This window comes from Micromonospora yasonensis, from assembly GCF_026013475.1.
In the GTDB taxonomy this organism is placed as follows: Bacteria; Actinomycetota; Actinomycetes; order Mycobacteriales; family Micromonosporaceae; genus Micromonospora; species Micromonospora yasonensis.
The window spans coordinates 1-19205 of record NZ_JAPDPH010000138.1 but is presented as its reverse complement, the minus strand read 5'-3'; the positions used below and the strand labels follow the sequence as shown (position 1 = coordinate 19205).

The 19205-nt window shown below is 73.3% G+C and carries 19 protein-coding genes; 5 read left to right on the top strand and 14 right to left on the bottom strand.

The features are described 5' to 3' along the window. Window positions 1–19 precede the first annotated feature (19 nt). The 3 genes from ONA70_RS24245 to ONA70_RS24235 form a co-directional block, all read right to left on the bottom strand. Window positions 20–628 carry a TetR/AcrR family transcriptional regulator gene (locus ONA70_RS24245; RefSeq protein WP_265008782.1) on the bottom strand — a complete coding sequence of 203 codons (609 nt, stop codon included), beginning with the start codon at window positions 626–628 and terminating at the stop codon, window positions 20–22. An 11-nt stretch (window positions 629–639) separates the two neighbouring features. Beyond that, window positions 640–2205 carry an MFS transporter gene (locus ONA70_RS24240; protein WP_265008781.1) on the bottom strand — a complete coding sequence of 522 codons (1566 nt, stop codon included), beginning with the start codon at window positions 2203–2205 and terminating at the stop codon, window positions 640–642. Window positions 2206–2357: 152 nt separating this feature from the next. Then, window positions 2358–3419 (bottom strand): FAD-dependent monooxygenase, encoded by a 1062-nt coding sequence (locus ONA70_RS24235; RefSeq protein WP_265008780.1) that lies wholly within the window; start codon window positions 3417–3419, stop codon window positions 2358–2360. Window positions 3420–3474: 55 nt separating this feature from the next. Between ONA70_RS24235 and ONA70_RS24230 the strand changes: the two genes are divergently transcribed. Further along, window positions 3475–4032 carry a TetR/AcrR family transcriptional regulator gene (locus ONA70_RS24230; RefSeq protein ID WP_265008779.1) on the top strand — a complete coding sequence of 186 codons (558 nt, stop codon included), beginning with the start codon at window positions 3475–3477 and terminating at the stop codon, window positions 4030–4032. 68 nt (window positions 4033–4100) lie between these two features. On the opposite strand, the gene ONA70_RS24225 is transcribed toward ONA70_RS24230, so the two are convergent. The 6 genes from ONA70_RS24225 to ONA70_RS24200 all read right to left on the bottom strand — a co-directional run bounded on the left by ONA70_RS24225 (window position 4101) and on the right by ONA70_RS24200 (window position 9339). After that, entirely contained in the window at window positions 4101–5111 is a 1011-nt protein-coding gene (locus ONA70_RS24225) for a branched-chain amino acid ABC transporter permease (RefSeq protein WP_265008778.1), read from the bottom strand. Then, complete coding sequence (locus ONA70_RS24220) at window positions 5108–5989, bottom strand: branched-chain amino acid ABC transporter permease (RefSeq protein ID WP_265008777.1); 882 nt, start codon at window positions 5987–5989, stop codon at window positions 5108–5110. The genes ONA70_RS24225 and ONA70_RS24220 overlap by 4 nt, the downstream gene beginning before the upstream one ends. Window positions 5990–5996: 7 nt before the next feature. Then, entirely contained in the window at window positions 5997–7256 is a 1260-nt protein-coding gene (locus ONA70_RS24215) for an ABC transporter substrate-binding protein (RefSeq protein ID WP_265008776.1), read from the bottom strand. Window positions 7257–7296: 40 nt separating this feature from the next. After that, the gene (locus tag ONA70_RS24210; protein WP_265008775.1) at window positions 7297–7989 is read right to left on the bottom strand and encodes an ABC transporter ATP-binding protein; all 693 of its coding nucleotides are present in this window, start codon (window positions 7987–7989) and stop codon (window positions 7297–7299) included. Then, window positions 7976–8737 (bottom strand): ABC transporter ATP-binding protein, encoded by a 762-nt coding sequence (locus ONA70_RS24205; protein ID WP_265008774.1) that lies wholly within the window; start codon window positions 8735–8737, stop codon window positions 7976–7978. Before ONA70_RS24205 ends, ONA70_RS24210 begins: the two co-directional genes overlap by 14 nt. A gap of 227 nt (window positions 8738–8964) precedes the next feature. Continuing rightward, on the bottom strand, window positions 8965–9339 hold the full coding sequence (locus ONA70_RS24200; RefSeq protein ID WP_265008773.1) for an FAD-dependent monooxygenase: 375 nt from the start codon (window positions 9337–9339) through the stop codon (window positions 8965–8967). 29 nt (window positions 9340–9368) lie between these two features. Between ONA70_RS24200 and ONA70_RS24195 the strand changes: the two genes are divergently transcribed. Further along, window positions 9369–9491 (top strand): hypothetical protein, encoded by a 123-nt coding sequence (locus ONA70_RS24195; RefSeq protein WP_265008772.1) that lies wholly within the window; start codon window positions 9369–9371, stop codon window positions 9489–9491. On the opposite strand, the gene ONA70_RS24190 is transcribed toward ONA70_RS24195, so the two are convergent. The 3 genes from ONA70_RS24190 to ONA70_RS24180 are packed head-to-tail and all read right to left on the bottom strand — an operon-like array spanning window position 9475 to window position 12676. After that, a complete protein-coding gene (locus tag ONA70_RS24190; RefSeq protein ID WP_265008771.1) occupies window positions 9475–10551 on the bottom strand; it encodes an alcohol dehydrogenase catalytic domain-containing protein in 1077 nt (358 codons plus the stop codon). The genes ONA70_RS24195 and ONA70_RS24190 overlap by 17 nt on opposite strands. Further along, window positions 10548–11990: an aldehyde dehydrogenase family protein gene (locus tag ONA70_RS24185; RefSeq protein ID WP_265008770.1), complete on the bottom strand. Its 1443-nt coding sequence runs from the start codon at window positions 11988–11990 to the stop codon at window positions 10548–10550. The genes ONA70_RS24190 and ONA70_RS24185 overlap by 4 nt, the downstream gene beginning before the upstream one ends. 32 nt (window positions 11991–12022) lie before the next feature. Further along, window positions 12023–12676, bottom strand: coding sequence for a TetR family transcriptional regulator (locus ONA70_RS24180; RefSeq protein WP_265008769.1), 654 nt, complete (start codon window positions 12674–12676; stop codon window positions 12023–12025). Between the two features lie 162 nt (window positions 12677–12838). Between ONA70_RS24180 and ONA70_RS24175 the strand changes: the two genes are divergently transcribed. Beyond that, on the top strand, window positions 12839–14011 hold the full coding sequence (locus ONA70_RS24175; protein WP_265008768.1) for an acyl-CoA dehydrogenase family protein: 1173 nt from the start codon (window positions 12839–12841) through the stop codon (window positions 14009–14011). Between the two features lie 14 nt (window positions 14012–14025). On the opposite strand, the gene ONA70_RS24170 is transcribed toward ONA70_RS24175, so the two are convergent. Beyond that, window positions 14026–15063, bottom strand: a complete 1038-nt coding sequence (locus tag ONA70_RS24170; protein ID WP_265008767.1) for an aminotransferase class V-fold PLP-dependent enzyme — start codon at window positions 15061–15063, stop codon at window positions 14026–14028. Window positions 15064–15265: 202 nt separating this feature from the next. Beyond that, window positions 15266–16657, bottom strand: a complete 1392-nt coding sequence (locus ONA70_RS24165) for a cation:dicarboxylate symporter family transporter (protein ID WP_265008766.1) — start codon at window positions 16655–16657, stop codon at window positions 15266–15268. A 134-nt stretch (window positions 16658–16791) separates the two neighbouring features. Here ONA70_RS24165 and ONA70_RS24160 point away from each other — a divergent pair, with 134 nt between their 5' ends. Further along, on the top strand, window positions 16792–18381 hold the full coding sequence (locus ONA70_RS24160) for an ATP-binding protein (RefSeq protein ID WP_265008765.1): 1590 nt from the start codon (window positions 16792–16794) through the stop codon (window positions 18379–18381). A gap of 76 nt (window positions 18382–18457) precedes the next feature. Then, window positions 18458–19183, top strand: a complete 726-nt coding sequence (locus ONA70_RS24155; protein WP_319958429.1) for a response regulator — start codon at window positions 18458–18460, stop codon at window positions 19181–19183. The last annotated feature ends 22 nt before the right edge of the window (window positions 19184–19205 follow it).

Genomic DNA, 19205 nt, shown 5'->3' with positions numbered 1-19205 from the left:
CCGCTTCACCGACCGGCGGTCAGCGGGCGCGGATGCCGTCCAGGACGGCGTCGACGATGCGTTCGGGCAGGATCCGGTCGTCCAGCTCGGGGTGCCAGCGCAGCACCCGCTGGATCAGCATCGGGCCGGTGAGCAGGGCGGTGGCGAGTTCGACGTCCAGGTCGGCCCGGAGTTCACCGCTGTCCACCCCGCGTTGCAGCACCTGGCGCATCAGCGCCCGCCGGGGCTCGACGATGTTCTGGTAGAGGTGGTAGTGGTCCGGGCTGCGGTTCACCTCGGGCACCAGGCACGGCATGATCTTGTCGGCCCGAGGGTCGATGTTGTGGCCGACCGCGCCGACCAGCAGCACCAGGTCGTCCCGGACGGATTGACCGGCCGGCTGCGGCATGATCCCCTTGAGCCGGCGCAGCGCGTCGAGCAGCAGCGCGTCCTTGCCGGACCAGCGGCGGTAGATGGTGGCCTTGCCGACCCCGGCGCGGGCCGCGATCGCCTCGATGGAGAGCGCCTCGATGGTGCTGCCCTCGGCCAGCAGGTCGAGGGTGGCCTGCACGATCGCCTCGTCCGCGCGGACGCTCCGCGGTCGACCGGGCGACCGCGGAGCGTCGGCGTGGGTAGTCATGTCGGACATTGTCGCCGAACCTACGGGGTCCCGGCCAGCTCCCGTTCGGTGGCCGGCCGGGTCTCCGTCCCGACCACCGGGCGGCCCGGCATCCAGCGCAGCACGATGCCGATGCCGAGGGCGGCCACCAGGGCGGAGATGCCCGCCGCCCAGTGCATCGCCGAGACGAACGAGTCGTTGGCCGCCGCGATGAGCCGGGGCGCCGCCGGACCGAGCCGCTCGGCGACCGCGTACGCGCCGGAGATCGACTCGCGGGCCGCCTCGTGGGCCGGGGTGGGCAGGCCGGCCAGCGCCGGGGTCACCTCGTTGCGGTAGACCGCGGAGAGCACCGAGCCGAGCACCGCTACGCCGAGCGCGCCGGCCACCTGGCGGACCGTGTTGCTGACCGCCGAGCCGACGCCGGCCTTCTCCCGGGGCAGCGCCGACATGATCGACTCGGTGGCCGGCGGCATGATGTTGGCCATCCCGGCGCCCTGGACGAAGCCCAGCGCCGAGAAGATCCAGATCGGGGTGTCCGCGTCGATGAACACGAACGCGCCGAGCGCCACGGCGGTGAGCAGCAGGCCGGTCGAGGAGACCGCCCGGCCGCCGTACCGGCGGACCATGGCGGCGCTGCGCGGGGCGAAGATGAGCTGGGCGAATGCGAACGGCAGGAAGAGCAGGCCGCTCTCCAGCGGGGTGTACCCGCGGACCAGCTGGAGGTAGAACGCCCCGAAGAACATCACGCCCATCGCGGCGAAGAAGACCAGGCCGACCATCGCCACCGGCGCGGCGAACCGGGGCACCCGGAACAGCCGGACGTCCAGGGAGGGGTGGTCGCTGCGCAGCTCGTGGCCGACGAACCAGGCCAGCACGGCCAGGCCACCGGCGATCGCGCCCCAGACCGGCAGCCGGTCGAAGCCGTGCTCGCCGCCGTCGATGATGCCGTAAGTGAGCGCGACCAGGCCGACCACCGAGAGCAGCACGCCGAGCAGGTCCACCCGGCCGGGCTGCGGGTCACGGGACTCCGGCACCAGGGCGCCGACCAGGACCACGCCGAGCGCCACCACCGGCACGTTGATCAGGAAGACCGAGCCCCACCAGTAGTGCTCCAGCAGGGCGCCGCCGAGCACCGGGCCGATCGCCACGGCGAGGCCGACCGCGCCGGCCCAGACGCCGATCGCCCGGGCCCGCTCCCGCGGGTCGAAGACGTTGGAGATGATCGACAGGGTGACCGGCATGATGGCCGCGCCGCCGACCCCCATCAGCGCGCGGGCCGCGATCAGCTGCGCCGGGTCCTGGGCGTACGCGGACAGCAGCGAGGCCAGCCCGAAGAGGGTCAGGCCGATCACCAGGAAGCGCTTGCGGCCGAGCCGGTCGCCGAGGATGCCGAAGGTGAAGAGCAGCCCGGCGAAGACCAGTGTGTAGGAGTTGATCGCCCACTCCAGCTCGCCCTGGCTGGCCCCGAGGCCGTGCACCGGGTCGGCGAGGGTACGCAGGGCGACGTTGAGGATCGTGTTGTCGAGGACGACCACGAGGAGGCTGATCACCAGCACCCCCAGGATCGCCCACCTCCTCGGGTGTCCGGTGTTCTCGTGCGGTTCCATGTCCGGTTCTCCCCCCGGCAAACCCGCGTCGAAATACGAAACGGGGCAGACTCGTAACGCTGCTGAGCGTAGGTGAGAGGGTTTCGATACGGAACCGGTTCGTATTGTTTGTGCGCCAGGTCACCACTGCGGGTAAGGTCCGCCCCGACGGCTCAGCCGGGCGGGCCGGCGGCCAGGGCCAGCCGGAGCGCCAGGTCCCGCGCCGGCAGCCAGCGGCGGGTCTGGGAGAGCCGGCCCGCCCACCGGGCCGCCGCCGCGATCCGCTGGGTGGGCCGACGTCGCCGCCGGTCGTACGCCCGCAATGCGGCCGGCACGTCGCCGGCGCCGCGGAGGCAGTCGGCCAGCGCCACCGCGTCGATCAGCGCCTGGCAGGCGCCCTGCCCGAGGTCGGGGGTCATGGCGTGGGCGGCATCGCCGAGCAGGGCCACCCGACCGGACACGTAGGACGGCAGCGGGGTGAGGTCGTGGATCTCGTGGCGCAGGATCCCGTCCGGGGTGAGGGTGGCCAGCAGTCGCGGGATCGGCTCGTGCCAGTCGCCGAAGAGACGGCGCAGCTCGGCGACGTCGTCGGCGGGCGCGGGGTGGCCCTCGGGGAGCGCGACGGCGGCGTACCAGTTGGTCCGCCCGGAGCCCTCCGGCGTGAGGCCGAACTTGCGCCCCCGCCCCCAGGTCTCCCCGCCGACCGGGACCGCGATGTCGGCCACCCCGCGCCAGGCCACCGTGCCGGCGTACCGCAGCGGGTAGCGGTCGCCGTGCAGCGCGGTCCGCACCACGCTGCCGATCCCGTCCGCCCCGACCACCAGGTCGTACGCCTCGACCAGCGCGTCGGGGTCGGTGACCGGCTCGGCGAGACGCAGCACCGCTTCGGGCAGCGCGCCGGCGAGGACGGCGAGCAGCACCGGGCGGGTGACCAGGTGCACCGGCTCGCCGTACCGCCGCTCCAGCCTGCCCACGTCGATGGTGGCGATCCGACTGCCGTCCGGGCGCAGGATCGCCCCGCCCGGCTGGGGACGCCCCTGCCGCCGCACCTCCGCCCCCACCCCGAGCGCGTCCAGCGCCCGCATCGCCCCGGGCCAGATGCCGAGCCCGGTGCCGGTCTCCGGCAGCGCCGCGGACCGCTCCAGGACGGTCACCTGCCAGCCGGCGGCATGCAGCCCGATCGCCGCCGCCAGACCACCGATCCCGCCCCCGACCACCACCGCGCGCTTCGCCATGCCGGCACCGTACTACAGATGTAGTCCCGGGCACTACGGCTGTAGTCTGTCGGGCGTGACGGACCGGCGACAGCTCCTGCTCGACGCGGCGATCCGGGTGCTCGGCACCCGGGGACTGCGGCAGCTCACCCACCGCGCGGTCGACGCCGAGGCGGGCCTGCCGGAGGGCTCCGCGTCCAACGCGTACCGCACCAGGGAAGCCCTCGTGGCCGGCGTGTTCGGCCGGCTCGTCGAGGTGGAGACGGCGGCGTGGGACGAACTCGCCCGGCAGCTGCCACCCGGGGACCGTGCCGCCTTCGCGGCGGTGCTCGGGCGGCTGATCCGGCAGCTCACCACCGAGGGGCGGGTGCTCACCCTGGCCCGGTACGCGCTCTTCGCCGAGGCCGCCGTCCAGCCGGCGCTGCGCGCCGAGGTGGCCGCGGGCCGGGACCGGCTGGCCGAGTGGGGCCTGCCGGTGCTCGCCGGGCTCGGTTCGGCCGACCCACCGGCCCACTTCCGGATGCTGCTGGCCCTGGTGGACGGCCTGCTCAGCAACCAGCTGGCCGGCCCGAAGGACGACTTCGACCCGGAGTCGGCGGTCGCCGCCCTGCTCCGCGGCATCCTGCCCGACTGAGCACGTCCGGACAGGTGTTAACCGGGGGCCCCTGCTATACCGCAGACGTTAAGAAGGGGCCCCTCCTTTCATCTACGCCGGACCCGCAGGGCGAGGTGCGCGATGGTGCCCCAGATGCCGCGCCGGAACAGCAGCACGACGAGCACGAAGATGCCGCCGGTGACCAGGCCGATGGCCTCGAAGCCGGAGAACGACAGCCAGTCCTCCAGCCGGACCACCAGGGCCGCGCCGAGCACGCCGCCCCAGAGCGTCCCGATGCCGCCGAGCACCACCACGATGACGGCCTTGCCGGAGGTCGTCCAGTGCAGCACGTCCAGCGAGACGAACCGGTGGCCGACCGCGAAGAGCCCGCCGCCCAGCCCGGCGAGGAATCCGGACAGGACGAACGCGGTCAGCTTGTAGCGGTGCACCGGGTAGCCGAGCGCACGGGCCCGGGCCGGGTTGTCCCGGATGCCGACCAGCACCCGACCGAAGGGCGAGTGCACGATCCGCCAGGCGGCGAACAGGCCGAGCAGCACGATCGGCAGGATCGCGTAGTAGAAGTAGTAGTCGTCGGAGAGATCGACGCCGAAGAACTCCCGGGGCACGCCCTGGAGGCCGTTCTCGCCCTGGGTGACCGAACGCCACTCGTTGGCCACGTAGTAGACCATCTGCGCGAAGGCCAGGGTGACCATCGCGAAGTAGATCCCGGTGCGCTTGACCGCCAGGTAGCCGATCGGCAGCGCGAGCAGCGCCGCGGCGAGGGCCCCGACCAGCACGGCCGCCGGGAAGGGCAGGCCGGCGTGGATCGCCACCAGGCCGGTCACGTACGCCGAGGTGCCCCAGAACGCGGCGTGCCCGAAGGACATCAGCCCGGTGAAGCCGAGCAGCAGGTCCACCGAGACGGCGAAGAGCGCCCAGCAGAGGATGTCCACGGCCACCGCCGGGTAGATCCCCCTGGGCAGCCAGAGCGCCACGAGCAGGCCGGCGGCGAGCAGCGCGTACCGGACCCAGCCGGGCGCCCGGGCCACGGTGAGCAGCCCAGACGGCATCGTGCGGCGGGCCGACTCCTCGGCGGGGGTGTCGACGGCGCTGGTCATGCCGGTGCCTCCTCACGGCCGAACAGGCCGGCCGGCCGCCAGAGCAGCACCGCGGCCATCACCACGAACACGACGGTCTGCGACACGATCGGGAAGTCCGACAGGTACGCCTCGCCCCAGGCCTGGATGAGGCCGATGCCGAAGCCGGCGGCGACCGAGCCGAAGATCGAGCCGAGCCCGCCGATCACCACCACCGCGAAGACCACGATGATCAGGTCGGCGCCCATGAGCGGGTTCACCGCCCGCATCGGGGCGGCCAGGACCCCGGCCAGCCCAGCCAGGGCAATGCCGAAGCCGAACACCGGGGTGACCCACTTTCCCACGTCGATGCCGAAGGCCCGGGTCAGCTCGGGACGCTCGGTGGCGGCCCGGACCACCATGCCGACCCGGGTCCGGCCGAGCACCCACCAGACCGCGACGCAGAGCAGCACGGTGAAGCCGAGGATGAAGACCCGGTAGGTGGGGAAGTCGAACAGTCCGAAGTCGACCGTCCCGCTCAGCTCGGCCGGGGTGGCGTACGGGCTGGACTGGATGCCGTACCGGGACTTGACCAGGTCCTGGAGGATCAGCGTCAGCCCGAAGGTGAGCAGGAAGTTGTAGAGCGGGTCGAGCCGGGTCAGTCGGTGGATCACCGCCCGCTCCAGCAGCATGCCGAGCAGGCCCAGCGCGACCGGCATGATCACCAACGCCGCCCAGAACGGCACGCCCGCCTCGGAGAGCAGCACGTACGCCCCGAAGGCGCCGAGCATGTAGAAGGCGCCGTGGGCGAAGTTCACCACCCGGAGCATGCCGAAGATGACCGCGAGCCCGAGGGCGAGCAGGGCGTAGAACGCCCCGCTCACCAACCCGTTGAACGTGTTCTGCAGGAAACCTGACATCAGCCCGTCACATCTTGCAGTCCGGCGACGGGGCGCGGAACGCCTCGGCCGCCGGGATGGTCTTGAGGATCTTCACGTAGTCCCAGGGCTCGGTCACCTCGGCCTGCGGCTTCACCTGGGCCAGGTACGCGTCGTGGACGACCCGGTGGTCCTCGGCGCGGATCTTGCCGTTGCGCAGGAAGAGGTCGTTGATCTCCTTGCCCTCCAGGTTCTTCACCACGGCGTCCGCGTCGTCGGTGCCGGCGGCCTGCACCGCCTCCAGGTACTGCATGGCGGCGGAGTAGTTGGCCGCGTGGGCGAAGGACGGCCGGGTGCCGGTCTCCTTCTGGAACCGGTCGGCCCACTCCCGGTTCTGCTGGTCGAAGTTCCAGTACCAGGCGTCGGTGTAGGTGGTGCCGGCCAGCGCGGCCGGGGTGAGCGAGTGGATGTCGGTGATGAACATCAGACCCACGGCCAGCCCGACGCCCTTGTCCCGCAGCTTGAACTCGTTGTACTGCTTGACCACGTTGACCAGTTCCGCGCCGGCCTGCATGGTGCCGAGCACCTGCGGCTTCGGGTTCAGCGTGGGGGCCTTCAGCAGGAACGACGAGTAGTCGCCGCTGGTGTTCGGGAACGGCGCGCCGTCCTTGCCGACCACCTGGCCGCCGGCTGCGGTGATGGCGGCGGAGAAGCTCTTCTCCATGTCCTGCCCGAAGGCGTAGTTCGGGTAGAGGATGTACCAGTTCTTGCCGACCTGCTGGGTGGTGACCGTGCCGGTGCCGTGGGCCAGCATGTAGGTGTCGTACGCGTAGTGGAACGTGTACTTGTTGCAGCTCTTGCCGGTCAGGTCGGTGGTCGCCGCGCCGATGTTGAAGTAGAGCTTCTTCTTCTCCTTGGCCACGTCGGCGACCTTCAGCGCGGCCGAGGAGGTCGGCACGTCGAGGATGGCGTCGACGCCCTTGCGGTCGTACATCTCCTGGGCCTTGCTGTTGGCCACGTCCGGCTTGTTCTGGTGGTCGGCGGTCTCCACGCTGATGTTCTTGGTGATCGCCTTGTCGCCGTACTTGGCCTTGAAGTCGGCGATGGCCATCTCCACGGCCTTCACCGAGTTCTTCCCGGACAGCTCCGAGTAGGCCCCGGACTGGTCGTTCAGCACGCCCAGCACGATCTTGTCGCCGGTCAGCTTCGAATCGCCGCCGGACTGGGGGCCACCGCCGCCGCAGCCGGTGAGCAGCACCACCATCGCCGCCGAGGCGGCGGCCACACCCACGCTTGCACGCATTTCCATCCCCTTCGCACCGCGCGGTCCGCGCGGGTCAGCCGTCGTTTCAGATGCCGAGGTACGCCAGCAGCTCGCGCTCCCGCGAGCGCACCTCGGAGTTGTCCATCGCCTCCGCGATCCGTCCCTCGGCCAGCAGGTAGTGCCGGTCGGCGACGCCGGTGGCGAAGTGCAGGTTCTGCTCGACCAGCAGCACGGTCACGCCGTGCTTCTTGGCCTCCCGCAGCAGGTCGCCGACCTGCTGCACGAGCAGCGGCGACAGTCCCTCGGTGGGCTCGTCGCAGAGCAGCAGCCGGGCGCCCATCCGCAGCACCCGGGCCAGGGCGAGCATCTGCTGCTCACCGCCGGAGAGCATGGTGGCCGCCGAGTCGCGCCGGGTGTGGAGAGCGGGAAACGCCTCGTAGATCCGCTCCAGCGACCACGGGTCGGGGCCGACCCGGGGCGGCAGGGTGAGGTTCTCGGTGACGGTCAGCGTGGCGTACGCGCCGCGGTCGTCCGGGACCCAGCCGAGCCCGGCCCGCGCCCGCTTGTACGCCGGCAGTTTCGTGATGTCCCGGCCGTCGAGGCTGACCGTGCCGCGCTGGCCGGGGTGCAGCCCCATCACGCTGCGCAGCAGGGTGGACTTGCCGGCACCGTTGCGGCCGACCAGGGTGACCACCTCGCCGGCGGCCACCTCCAGGCTCACCTCCCGCAGCACCCGGGCCTCGCCGTACCAGGCGGAGAGGTTCTCAATGCGCAGCATCGGCGGCTCCCAGATAGGCGGTGATGACCCGCTCGTCGGCGCGGACCTGCTCGTACGGCCCCTCGACCAGCACCTTGCCGGCCTGTAGGACGGTGACGGTGTCGGCGAGCCGGCCGACGACGCTCATGTTGTGCTCGACCATCACCACGGTCCGGCCCTTGCGGACGGTGGCGATCAGGTCGACGGTGCGGTCCACGTCCTCGAGCCCCATCCCGGCGGTCGGCTCGTCGAGCAGCAGCACCTTGGGGTCGAGAGCGAGGGCGATGGCCAGCTCCAGGGCGCGCTTCCGGCCGTACGCCAGGGCCTCCGCCGGCGCCTCGGCCAGCTCGGCGAGGTCGACCATGGCGAGCAGTTCGTCGGCCCGGTCCCGGTAGCGACGCATCAGCTTGGCCGAGCGCCAGAACCGCCAGCCCAGCCCGCTGGGCGACTGGAGGGCGAGCTGCACGTGCTCCCGGGCGGACAGCTGCGGGAAGAGGCTGGTGATCTGGAAGGAGCGGGCCACACCCAGCCGGGCCACCCGCTCCGGGGGCAGGCCGGTGATGTCCCGACCGGCCAGTTCGATCCGCCCGGCACTGGCCGGCAGGAAGCCGGTGAGCAGGTTGAACAGCGTGGTCTTGCCGGCGCCGTTCGGCCCCACCAGGGCGTGCACGGTCTCCGGCGCCACATCGAGGTCGACCCCGTCGACGGCCCGGAAGCCCCGGAAGTCCCGGGTCAGCCCACGGGCCGACAGGATCGCTTGCCCGGCCATCGCCTCACCCTCCGCAGGTCCGTCCGCGACGACCGAGTCGGTGACCGGGGTCACAGGGCCGTCGCGTGCAGGAAACCTACGGCGGATCGAAGTGGTCGAGCCATGTCGATCCCCCACACATTCGGCCGTCGCCGAACGGGCCCGCCCACCATAGGGACGGGCCCGTTCGCCACCGTCGGCCGGGGCCGACAGTGATCGGTGCGCGTCGACATGTGGCGCCGCCACCGTCACCGGGCGGCGGCGTACTCCGGCAGGGCCAGGCCGTCGGCGTGGCTGAAGAACAGCCGGGTGGCGAGCCCGCGCAGCGGGCGGGAGGCCATCGCCCGCATGGTGGCGTCCCGCATCCGGATCGCGGTCCGGGTGGCCGGCAGGAATCCGGAGATCCCGCCGCCGGGTAGCTCCTGGCCCTTGGTCACGTGCGCCCGCAGCAGCTCCTCGTAGCGGCGGTACGCGACCCGGTGGTCACCCCCGGCGGCGGCCAGCTCACCGGCGAGCAGGTAGGCCCCGACCAGGGAGAGGCTGGTGCCCTGCCCGGTCAGCGGGGAGGGGCACCAGGCGGCGTCGCCGAGCAGCGCCACCCGCCCGGTGCTCCACGCGTCCATCCGCACCTGGGCGTAGCGGCCTGTCCACCATGGCCGCGCTGACCGACGCCGGGGTCGACCTCGACCTGGAGACGGTCTTCGACTTCGGCCTGCGCCGGCTCCTCGACGGGTACGCGGCGCTGATCGAGGGCGCGGTCAGTCCGGGAAGGTGACCACCCAGCGGGCGCCCTCGCCGCGGGCCAGCCGGCCGAATGCGGCCGGCGCCTCGTCCAGGTCGATGGTGCCGCTGACCAGCGGGCGCAGGTCGAGGGTGCGGTCGGCGAGCGCGGCGGCCAGTTCCGGGACCTCCCGGTCCGGGTCGGACGACCCGTACACCGAGGAGCGCAGGGTACGGGCGGAGTGGAAGACGTCCAGCGCGGAGAGGGTGAGCAGGTCGTCGTTGCCGCCCATGCCGACCACGGTGACCGCTCCCCCGCGCCGGGTCAGCCGCCAGGCGGACCGGATGGTGGCGGCCCGCCCGACACACTCGAAGGCGTGGTCGACGCCGCGCCCCTCGGTGCGCGCCCGTACCTCTTTGGCGAGCCGGTCGTCGGCGAGCAGGAAGTCGGTGGCGCCGGCGGCCAGGGCGAGGTCGCGCTTGGCCTCGACCACGTCGACGGCGAGGATCGGCCCGGCCCCGGCCCGCCGCGCGGCGGTGAGCACGGCCAGCCCGACCCCGCCCAGCCCGATGACCGCGACCGACTCGCCGGCGGCCACCCGGGCGGTGTTGCGCACCGCGCCGGTGCCGGTGAGCACCGCGCAGCCGAGCAGCGCGGCCTGCTCCGGGGGCAGGCCGGTGGGGATCGGGACGGCCGCGTGCTCGGGCACCACCACCTCCTCGGCGAGCGCGCCGAGGCCGAGGGTGACGTGCAGCGGCTCGCCGCCGGCGGTCTCGCCCCGGGCCACCGCCGGGGCGGTGTTGGCGGCGCAGAGCCAGGGCTCCCCGTGCCGGCAGTGCCAGCAGGTCCGGCAGGCGGGGGCCCAGTTGAGCACCACCGGCGTGCCGACCGGCAGCCGGCTGCCCGGCCCCGCCTCGGCGACCACACCGGTCGCCTCGTGCCCGAGCACCAGCGGGTACGCGGGCGCGAGGGTGCCGTTCACCATGGCCAGGTCGGAGTGGCAGAGGCCGGCGGCGCGGATCCGCACGCGCAGCTCGCCGGGGCCGGGGGCGGGCAGCCGTACCTCCTCGACGGCCGGGGTGGCGTCCCGGCCCCGGGCCACCAGGGCCCTCACCGCTGGATCGCCTTCAGCTCGGTGAACTCGGCGATGCCGTGGGCGCCCAACTCCCGGCCGAGGCCGGACTGCCGGTAGCCGCCGAACGGGGCGAGCGGGTTGAACGCGCCGCCGTTGACGTCCACCTGGCCGGTACGCAGCCGCCGGGCGACGGCGAGCGCCTGCTCCTCGTCGGCGGACCAGACCGCGCCCGCCAGCCCGTACCGGGAGTTGTTGGCGATGGCGACGGCCTGGTCGGTGTCGTCGAACGGGATGACCGCGAGCACCGGGCCGAAGACCTCCTCCTGGGCGAGGGCGCTGTCCGGGTGCACGTCGGCGAAGACGGTCGGCGCGACGAAGTGGCCGCGCGTCGGCAGCGGGGCGTCCGGACCGCCGGCGATCAGCCGGGCCCGGTCGGCGACGGCCCGGGCGATGTGGCCCTGGACCCGCTCGGCCTGGGCGGCGGAGACCAGCGGGCCGAGCCGGGTGGCCGGGTCGAACGGGTCACCGGGCCGGTACCCGGCCACGGCCGCCGCGACCAGGTCGAGCGCCTCGGCGTAACGGTCCCGGTGGACCAGCATCCGGGTCCAGGCGGTGCAGGTCTGCCCGGAGTTGAGCAGGGCGTTGCCGACGCCCACCCGCACCGCGCTGGGCAGGTCGGCGTCGGCGAGGATCAGGTTGGCCGACTTGCCGCCGAGTTCGAGGGCCACCCGGGCGATCCGGTCGGCGGCGAGGTGGGCGATCCGGCGGCCGGTGACGGTGGAGCCGGTGAACGAGACCAGGTCGACGTCCGGGTGGGCGGCGAGCGCCTCGCCGACCACCGGGCCGGTGCCGGGCACCAGGTTGACCACCCCGGCCGGCAGCCCGGCCTCGGCGACCGCGTCGAAGAGCAGGTAGGCGGTCAGCGGGGTGAGCTCGCTGGGCTTGAGCACCACGGTGCAGCCGGCGGCGAGGGCCGGGGCGACCTTGGCGACGACCTGGTGCAGCGGGTAGTTCCACGGGGTGATCGCGCCGACCACGCCGACCGGCTCGCGGACCACCAGCGAGTTGCCCACGGTCTCCTCGGCCGGTGGCCGGGCGGCGAGGTCGACCATGCCACGCAGCACGGCCAGCGGCAGCCCGGCCTGTACCCGGGCGGCGAGCTTGAGCGGGGTGCCCAGTTCCAGCGCGACGGTCCGGGCGATCTCGTCGGCGCGGGCGGCCAGCGCGGCGTGCAGCCGGTCGAGGTGGTCGGCCCGTTCGGCGGGGGCGGTCGCGGCCCAGCCGGGGAAGGCGGCGCGGGCGGCGGCGACGGCCCGGCCGACGTCGGCCGGGGTGCCGGCGGGGACCTGCCCGACGATCTCCCCGGTGGCCGGGTTCTCCACCGGGATCGACTCGCCGTCCGCCGGGTCGACCCACTCGCCGGCGACGTGCAGGTGGCGGCGGACCAGGCGGGCGGGGGGCGCGGCGGCGAGATCCATGGCGTCCTTCCGGAAGGGGCGGATTTCGGACGCTACTCCCTGGCGGTGGCCGGCTCCAGCCCGGCGACGGTCCGCTCGTACTCGGCCGCGAGGCCGTGCAGCAACGCGTCCAGGCCGAGGACGAACGCGCCCTCGTCGACGCTGCGCTGGTGGCCAGCGAGCCGGTGCGCCTGGCTCAGGTGCGGGTGCGCGGCGTACAGCGCCGGGTCCTCGACGAAGCCTCGGGCAAACGAGCCGAGCGCCGAACCGGCGACGTAGTAGCGCAGGGCGGCGCCGATGTGGGTGGCCCGCGCCGGCGGCCACCCGGCCCGGACCAGGCCGCCGTAGACCGCGTCGGCCATGGCCAGGGCGGCGGGCCGCCGGCCCGGCCCCTGGGCCAGGTACGGGACGATGTTCGGGTGCGCGGCCAGCGCCGCCCGGTAGGAGACGGCCCAGCGCCGCAGGGCCTCGCACCAGTCGTACCGGCCGAACGCGCTGACGTCGACGGTGGCGGTGACGCTGTCCGCCACCGCGTCGAGGATCTCGTCCTTGGTGGCGAAGTGGTTGTAGAGCGACGGGCCCTGCACGCCGAGCGCCGCGGCCAGCCGCCGGGTGGAGAGCGCGGCCAGCCCGTCGGCGTCGATCAGGGCAAGCGCGGTGGTGACGATCCGCTCCCGGCTCAGCAGGGCCTGTCGGGGTCGCGGCACGTCATCCCATCCTCCCGTCGGCAACCACCTGCGCACGCACCCTATCCGCACCTCGGCTGGCCGGACCTCACCTCGACGGTGGAAGGAGGGGGCTAGACGGATGAAAACTTACGCCGCTAGTTTGAGCATGGTCCGGCGCAGCGCCGACGTCGAGGGGGCACCGTGGACTTCGCACTGTCCGACGAGGAACGGGCCGTCCGGGACACCGCCCGCGCCTTCATCACCCGTGAGGTGATGCCGCTGGAGCAGGAGGTGCTGCGCCGCGAACGCGCCCACGGGCCCGGCCTGGACCGCGCGGAGCTGCGCGAACTCCAACTCAAGGCGAAGAAGTTCGGCTTCTGGGGACTGGCCACCCCGCAGGAGTACGGCGGGATGGACCTGCCGGCGGTCATGCAGTCGCTGATCTGGACCGAGTTGGGACGTACCTTCGTGCCGTTCCGGTTCGGCGGCGAGGCGGACAACATCCTCTTCCACGCCACCGAGGAGCAGAAGCGGGAGTTCCTCGTCCCCACCATCGAGGGGGACCGGATCTCCTGCTTCGCGATCACCGAGCCCGGGGCCGGCTCCGACGCGGCGAACATCCGGCTGCGCGCCCGCCGCGACGGCGACGACTGGGTGCTCGACGGGGAGAAGACCTTCATCACCAACGGCAACGACGCCGACTTCGCCATCGTGGTCGCGGTGACCGACCCGGCGAAGGGCGCCCGCAACGGCGGCGCCACCGCGTTCCTGGTGGACCGGGAGATGGGCTGGCGCTCGGAGTTCATCCAGACCATGGGCGAGGGCGGCCCGGCCTCGCTGGTCTTCGACGGCGTACGGGTGCCGCACCGCAACATCCTCGGCACCGAGGGGCAGGGCTTCGCGCTCGGGATGGAGTGGATCGGCAAGGGCCGCTACACCATTCCCTCGCACGCGATCGGCATCGCCGAGCGGGTGTTGCAGATGGCGATCGACCAGGCCAACACCCGGGAGACCTTCGGCACCAAGATCGGCACCAACCAGGCCATCCAGTGGATGATCGCCGACTCGGAGACCGAACTGGAGGCCGCCCGCTGGCTGGTGCTCAAGGCGGCGTGGACGGTCGACCAGGGCCTGGATCCGCGGCACGCCTCCTCGATGGGCAAGCTCTACGGTGCCGGCATGGTCAACCGGGTGGTGGACCGCGCGCTCCAGATCCACGGCGGCATGGGCTACACCCGTGAGCTGCCCATCGAGCGCTGGTACCGGCAGGTCCGGCTGTACCGGATCTTCGAGGGCACCGACGAGATGCAGCGACTGATCATCTCCCGCGACCTGCTGCGCGGCCACACGAAGATCGGCGGCCACCTGGCCTGAGCCTCGCCGGCTCGTCAGCCGGTCAGCGCGTCCAGGGCCAGGTCGACGTCCGCCTCGGTGGTGTAGAGGTGGAACGAGGCCCGGACCCGGCCGGCCCGCACCGCCGCGCGCACCCCGGCCCGGGCCAGCTTCTCCTGCGCGCCGGGCACGGTCACGGTGACGATCGCGCTGTCGCCCGGCGGCCGGCCCAGCCCGGCGAGGAACCGGTTGGCCAGCGCCACGTCGTGCGCGTGGACGGCGGGCAGCCCGATCTCGGCGAGCAGGTCCAGGGCCGGCGCCGCCCCGACCCAGCAGAACCAGGCCGGGGAGGTGTCGAACCGCCGGGCGTCGTCGGCGAGCCGCAGCGGCGGACCGTAGTAGGAGGCGTGCGGGTCCGCGCCCGCGTACCAGTTGGCGGCGTCGGGACGCAGCCGCTCGCGCAGCGCGGGGGCCAGGTAGGCGAAGGCCACGCCGCGCGGCGCCATCAGCCACTTGTACGCCGAGACCACCACCGCGTCGGCCCGGCTCGCGTCGAAGGGCAGCCAGCCGCAGCCCTGGGTGGCGTCCACCGCGACGAGCGCGCCGTGCGCCCGGGCCGCCGCGACGATCTCGTCGTACGGGGCGACCGTGCCGTCGGAGGACTGCACCAGGCTGAACGCCACCAGGTCGGTGTCGGAGTCGATGGCGTCGACCAGGCCCTCCGCCGGCACCGTCCGCACCCGGACCCCGCGCTCCTCCTGCACCAGCCAGGGGAACAGGTTGGAGGTGAACTCGATCTCCGGCACCACCACGGTCGCCCCGGGCGGCAGCGCGACCGCGACCGGAGCGAGCAGTTGCGACGCCGTGCTGCCGATCGCCACATCGGCCGGGGCCACCCCGACCAGGCCGGCGAACGTGCGACGCGCCTGGCCGGCCGACTCGGCCCAGCCCTCCCAGGAGACCCGCCCGGCCCGCCAGTCGGCGAGCACGTCCTGCACCGCCGTCCAGGCCGGCTCGGGCGGCAGCCCGTACGTGGCGGTGTTCAGCCACCCGGGCTCCGGCTGCCACAGCTTCTGCGCCTGCTCGAGATCCATGCCGCGACGCTAGCCCCAGCGACCGACGCCCGGTCAGCGCCAATCGCCAGGCCGTGGCCTGCCCGCTGCCGGAGCGGGCCTGCCACGCCCGCTGCTGTTCGGGCCCGCGCCGTCCCCACCGCCGCAGATCTTGGACAGTTTCCGTCTACGCGGAACGGAAACTGCCCAAGATCGCAGATGCGGGGCGGGGTAGATCGCCGGCTCAGGCCGGCGCGTCGGCGAGGGCGGCGGGCCGCGTCGGCGTACCCCGGTCGGCCGCCTCCTCGCCCGCGTCGTTCTCGTCGAGCATGGTGGCCTCGTCGAAGGGTCGCTCCCCGGCCAGGACCGCCCGGGCCTGGTCCCGGTCGAACTCGCCGGTCCAGGTGCCGACCAGGACGGTGGCGACGGCGTTGCCGGCGAAGTTGGTCAGCGCTCGGGCCTCGGACATGAACCGGTCGATGCCGACGATCAGGCCGACGCCGTCGACCAGGTCCGGCCGGTGCGACTGGAGGCCGCCGGCGAGGGTGGCCAGCCCGGCGCCGGTGACCCCGGCGGCACCCTTGGAAGCGATGATCATGAAGGCCAGCAGGCCGATCTGCTCGCCGATCGCCATCGGCTTGCCCAGCGCGTCGGCGATGAACAGCGAGGCCATGGTCAGGTAGATCGCCGTGCCGTCGAGGTTGAAGGAGTAACCGGTCGGCACGGTGATGCCGACGACCGGCTTGCCGACGCCGAAGTGCTCCATCTTGGCGATCAGCCGGGGCAGCGCCGACTCCGACGACGAGGTGGACAGGATCAGCAGGAACTCCCGACCCAGGTAGCGCAGCAACGAGAAGATCGAGATCCGGGCGACGAACCAGAGCAGGGCGCCGAGCACCACCAGCACGAAGATCAGGCAGGTGGCGTAGAAGCCGAGCATGATCTGCGCCAGGCTGGTCAGCGCGTCCATGCCGGTCGCGCCGACCACGGCGGCCATCGCGCCGAACGCGCCGATCGGGGCCACCCACATGATCATCGCGAGCACCTTGAAGACCAGGCGCTGGATCACGCCCACCGCGCGCAGCACCGGCTCGCCCCGGGTGCCCATGGCCTGCACGGCGAAGCCGACCAGGAGGGCGACCAGCAGCGTCTGGAGCACCGAGCCCTCGGTCAGCGCGGAGAGGAGGGAGGTCGGGATGACGCCGAGCAGGAAGTCGACGGTGCCGCCGGCCTCGCCGCCGGCCGCCTTCTGGCCGGAACCGGCCAGGTCCGCGCCGAGGTTCAGGCCGGAGCCCGGGTGGATGAGGTTGCCGATCACCAGGCCGATGGCCAGCGCGACCGTCGACATGATCAGGAAGTAGCCGAGCGCGAGGCCGCCGACCTTGCCGACCCGCGCCGCCTGCCGCACGGATCCGACACCGAGGACGATCGTGCAGAAGATGACCGGGCTGATCATCATCTTGATCAGGTTCACGAAACCGGTGCCGAGCGGCTTCAACTCCTTGCCGGCCTCGGGTGCGACGAGGCCGACCAGGATGCCGGCGACGACGGCCACGATGACCGCCAGGTAGAGGTAGCGGGTCCGGTCCCGGCGCGCGGGCCGGGCGGCCACGGGGGTGGGTGTGGTGGTGTCCATGCCCACAATGTGAAGCCGGTCTCAACGTACGGCACGCTTGCGTTCATTCTGTTCACCCCCGCGAAGCACGGCGGAAACCGCACCGGCCGGGTGCGCCAGACTTGCGGGACGGCCAGCGGCGGAAGGAGGGGGACGTGGCCCGACGGCAGTGGAGCATCGCGGGGCAACTGTTCGCCCTCCAGGCCGTGGTGGTGACGCTGCTCGTGCTGGCGGGCGCGGCCGGCGCGGTGATGCTCGCCCGCAGTGACTCCCAGCAGGCGGCACGGGAACAGGTGCTCGCCGTGGCGCAGACCGTGGCGCACTCCCCCGAGGTCCGTACCACCCTGGCCTCCCCCGACCCCTCAGCCGCCCTCCAGCCGTACGCGGAGTCGATCCGGAAGGCCACGAAGACGGACTTCGTGGTGGTGATGGCCCCGGACCGGACCCGCTACTCGCACCCCAACCCGAAGCTGATCGGGCAGCCGTTCATCGGCGACATCGGCCCCGCGCTCGCCGGAGAGGCGTCGTTCACCACCACCAACGTCGGCACCCTCGGTGAGTCGGTGCGCGCGGTCGTCCCGGTGTACGGCGACGGCCCCCGGATCGTCGGCCTGGTCTCCGTGGGCATCACCACCAAGGTGATCAACCGCAAACTGCTCGCCCAGGTGCCGGTGCTGCTCTCCGCCGCCGTACCCGCCCTGGCCCTCGCCGCCACCGGGTCCTGGCTGCTCAGCCGCCGGCTCCGGCGGCAGACCCACGGTCTCGGTCCGGCCCAGATGAGCCGGATGTACGAGTACTACGACGCCGTCCTGCACTCCGTACGCGAGGGGCTGGTGGTGCTGACCCGGGACCGGCGGGTGGCGCTGGTCAACGACGAGGGCCGCCGCCTGCTCGGGCTGGACGAGGACGTCCCGGTGACCGACCGGCCGGTGGCCGACGTCGACCTGCCCCCGGCGGTGGCGGAGCTGCTCGCCTCCGGGCGGGACACGCACGACGAGCCGGTCCTCGCCGGCGACCGGGTGCTGGTCGCCAACCAGCGGACCACCCGCTTCGAGGGGACCGTGCTCGGCACCGTGCTGACCCTGCGTGACCAGACCGACCTGCGCAACCTGGCCAGCGAGCTCGACTCGGTACGCGCGCTCACCGAGGCACTGCAGGCGCAGACCCACGAGTCGGCCAACCGGCTGCACACCGTGCTCACCCTGGTCGAGCTGGGCCGCGCCGACGAGGCGGTCCGGCTCGCCACCCGGGACCTGGAACTCGCCCAGCAGCTCACCGACCGGGTGGTCGGGGCGGTGACCGAGCCGGCGCTGGCCGCGCTGCTGCTCGGCAAGTCGGCGCGGGCCGGCGAGCGGGGCGTGGACCTGGTGATCGACCCGGACTGCCGCCTCGATGACAGCCCGCTGCCCACCACCGACCTGCTCACCGTCGTCGGGAACCTGGTCGACAACGCCCTGGAGGCGGTCGCCGGCACCGCCCCGCCCCGCCGGGTCCGCGTCCTGGTCGGCGCGGCCGACGACCAGCTCGTGGTCCGGGTCGCCGACACCGGCCCGGGGCTGGACCCGGAGCGGGTGGCGGACGCGTTCCGCCGCGGCTGGTCCACCAAGAGCGCCAGCCGGGGACTGGGCCTGGCCCTGGTCGGGCAGGTGGTCCGCCGGCACGGCGGCAGCTCCGACGTCGGGCGCACCGACGACGGGGAAACCGTCTTCACCGTCCGGCTGCCGATCCCGAGGGAGCCGCAATGAGCGAGCGCAGCGAGCGAATCATCAGACGCAGTGCGGTGGAGCCTCATGCGGCCGCCGAGCGGAGCGAGGAGGCCGCATGAGCGAGCGCAGCGAGCGGGTTGGCGCGGAGCGGAGTGCCGGCATGCGCGACATCCGGGTGCTGGTGGTGGAGGACGAGCCGCTGCTGGCGGAGGCGCACAAGGCGTACACCGAGCGGGTGCCGGGCTTCGTGGTGGTCGGGGTGGCGCACACCGCGCGGGAGGCGATGGCGGCGCTGCGGCACCGCGGCGGCGCTGACGTCGACCTGGTGCTGCTCGACTTCCGCCTGCCCGACCTGCCCGGGCTGGACGTCTGCCGGGCGCTGCGGGCCGCCGGCAGCAGCGTCGACGTGCTGGCGGTGACCTCGGCCCGGGATCTGGCGGTGGTCCGTACCGCGGTCTCCCTCGGGGTCACCCACTACCTGCTCAAGCCGTTCACCTTCGCCGCGTTCCGCGACAAGCTGGAGCGCTACGCGGAGTACCGGCGGCAGGCGGTCGCCGAGGGCGAGGTGGCCGCCCAGCACGAGGTGGACCGGATGTTCGCCACGCTGCGCGGCGCGGCCCGGCACACCCTGCCGAAGGGGCTCGACGAGCAGACGCTGAACACCGTGCTGGCCGCCCTCGGCGACGGCGGGCTCTCCGCGACCGAGGTCAGCCGGCGTACCGGGATCTCCCGGGTGACCGCCCGCCGCTACCTGGAATACCTGGTCTCCGCCGACCGCGCGGTCCGCGCGCCCCGCTACGGCACCCCGGGCCGACCAGAGGTCGAGTACCGGCCGGTGTGATGCGGCTCGGCCGCGGCGGGGC

Coding starts and splice junctions, on each gene's coding strand:
- ONA70_RS24245 (WP_265008782.1), bottom strand. CDS start 628: ATGTCCGACATGACTACCCACGCCGACGCTCCGCGGTCGCCCGGTCGA.
- ONA70_RS24240 (WP_265008781.1), bottom strand. CDS start 2,205: ATGGAACCGCACGAGAACACCGGACACCCGAGGAGGTGGGCGATCCTG.
- ONA70_RS24235 (WP_265008780.1), bottom strand. CDS start 3,419: ATGGCGAAGCGCGCGGTGGTGGTCGGGGGCGGGATCGGTGGTCTGGCG.
- ONA70_RS24225 (WP_265008778.1), bottom strand. CDS start 5,111: ATGACCAGCGCCGTCGACACCCCCGCCGAGGAGTCGGCCCGCCGCACG.
- ONA70_RS24220 (WP_265008777.1), bottom strand. CDS start 5,989: ATGTCAGGTTTCCTGCAGAACACGTTCAACGGGTTGGTGAGCGGGGCG.
- ONA70_RS24215 (WP_265008776.1), bottom strand. CDS start 7,256: ATGGAAATGCGTGCAAGCGTGGGTGTGGCCGCCGCCTCGGCGGCGATG.
- ONA70_RS24210 (WP_265008775.1), bottom strand. CDS start 7,989: ATGCTGCGCATTGAGAACCTCTCCGCCTGGTACGGCGAGGCCCGGGTG.
- ONA70_RS24205 (WP_265008774.1), bottom strand. CDS start 8,737: ATGGCCGGGCAAGCGATCCTGTCGGCCCGTGGGCTGACCCGGGACTTC.
- ONA70_RS24200 (WP_265008773.1), bottom strand. CDS start 9,339: ATGGACGCGTGGAGCACCGGGCGGGTGGCGCTGCTCGGCGACGCCGCC.
- ONA70_RS24195 (WP_265008772.1), top strand. CDS start 9,369: ATGGCCGCGCTGACCGACGCCGGGGTCGACCTCGACCTGGAGACGGTC.
- ONA70_RS24185 (WP_265008770.1), bottom strand. CDS start 11,990: ATGGATCTCGCCGCCGCGCCCCCCGCCCGCCTGGTCCGCCGCCACCTG.
- ONA70_RS24170 (WP_265008767.1), bottom strand. CDS start 15,063: ATGGATCTCGAGCAGGCGCAGAAGCTGTGGCAGCCGGAGCCCGGGTGG.
- ONA70_RS24165 (WP_265008766.1), bottom strand. CDS start 16,657: ATGGACACCACCACACCCACCCCCGTGGCCGCCCGGCCCGCGCGCCGG.
- ONA70_RS24155 (WP_319958429.1), top strand. CDS start 18,458: ATGAGCGAGCGCAGCGAGCGGGTTGGCGCGGAGCGGAGTGCCGGCATG.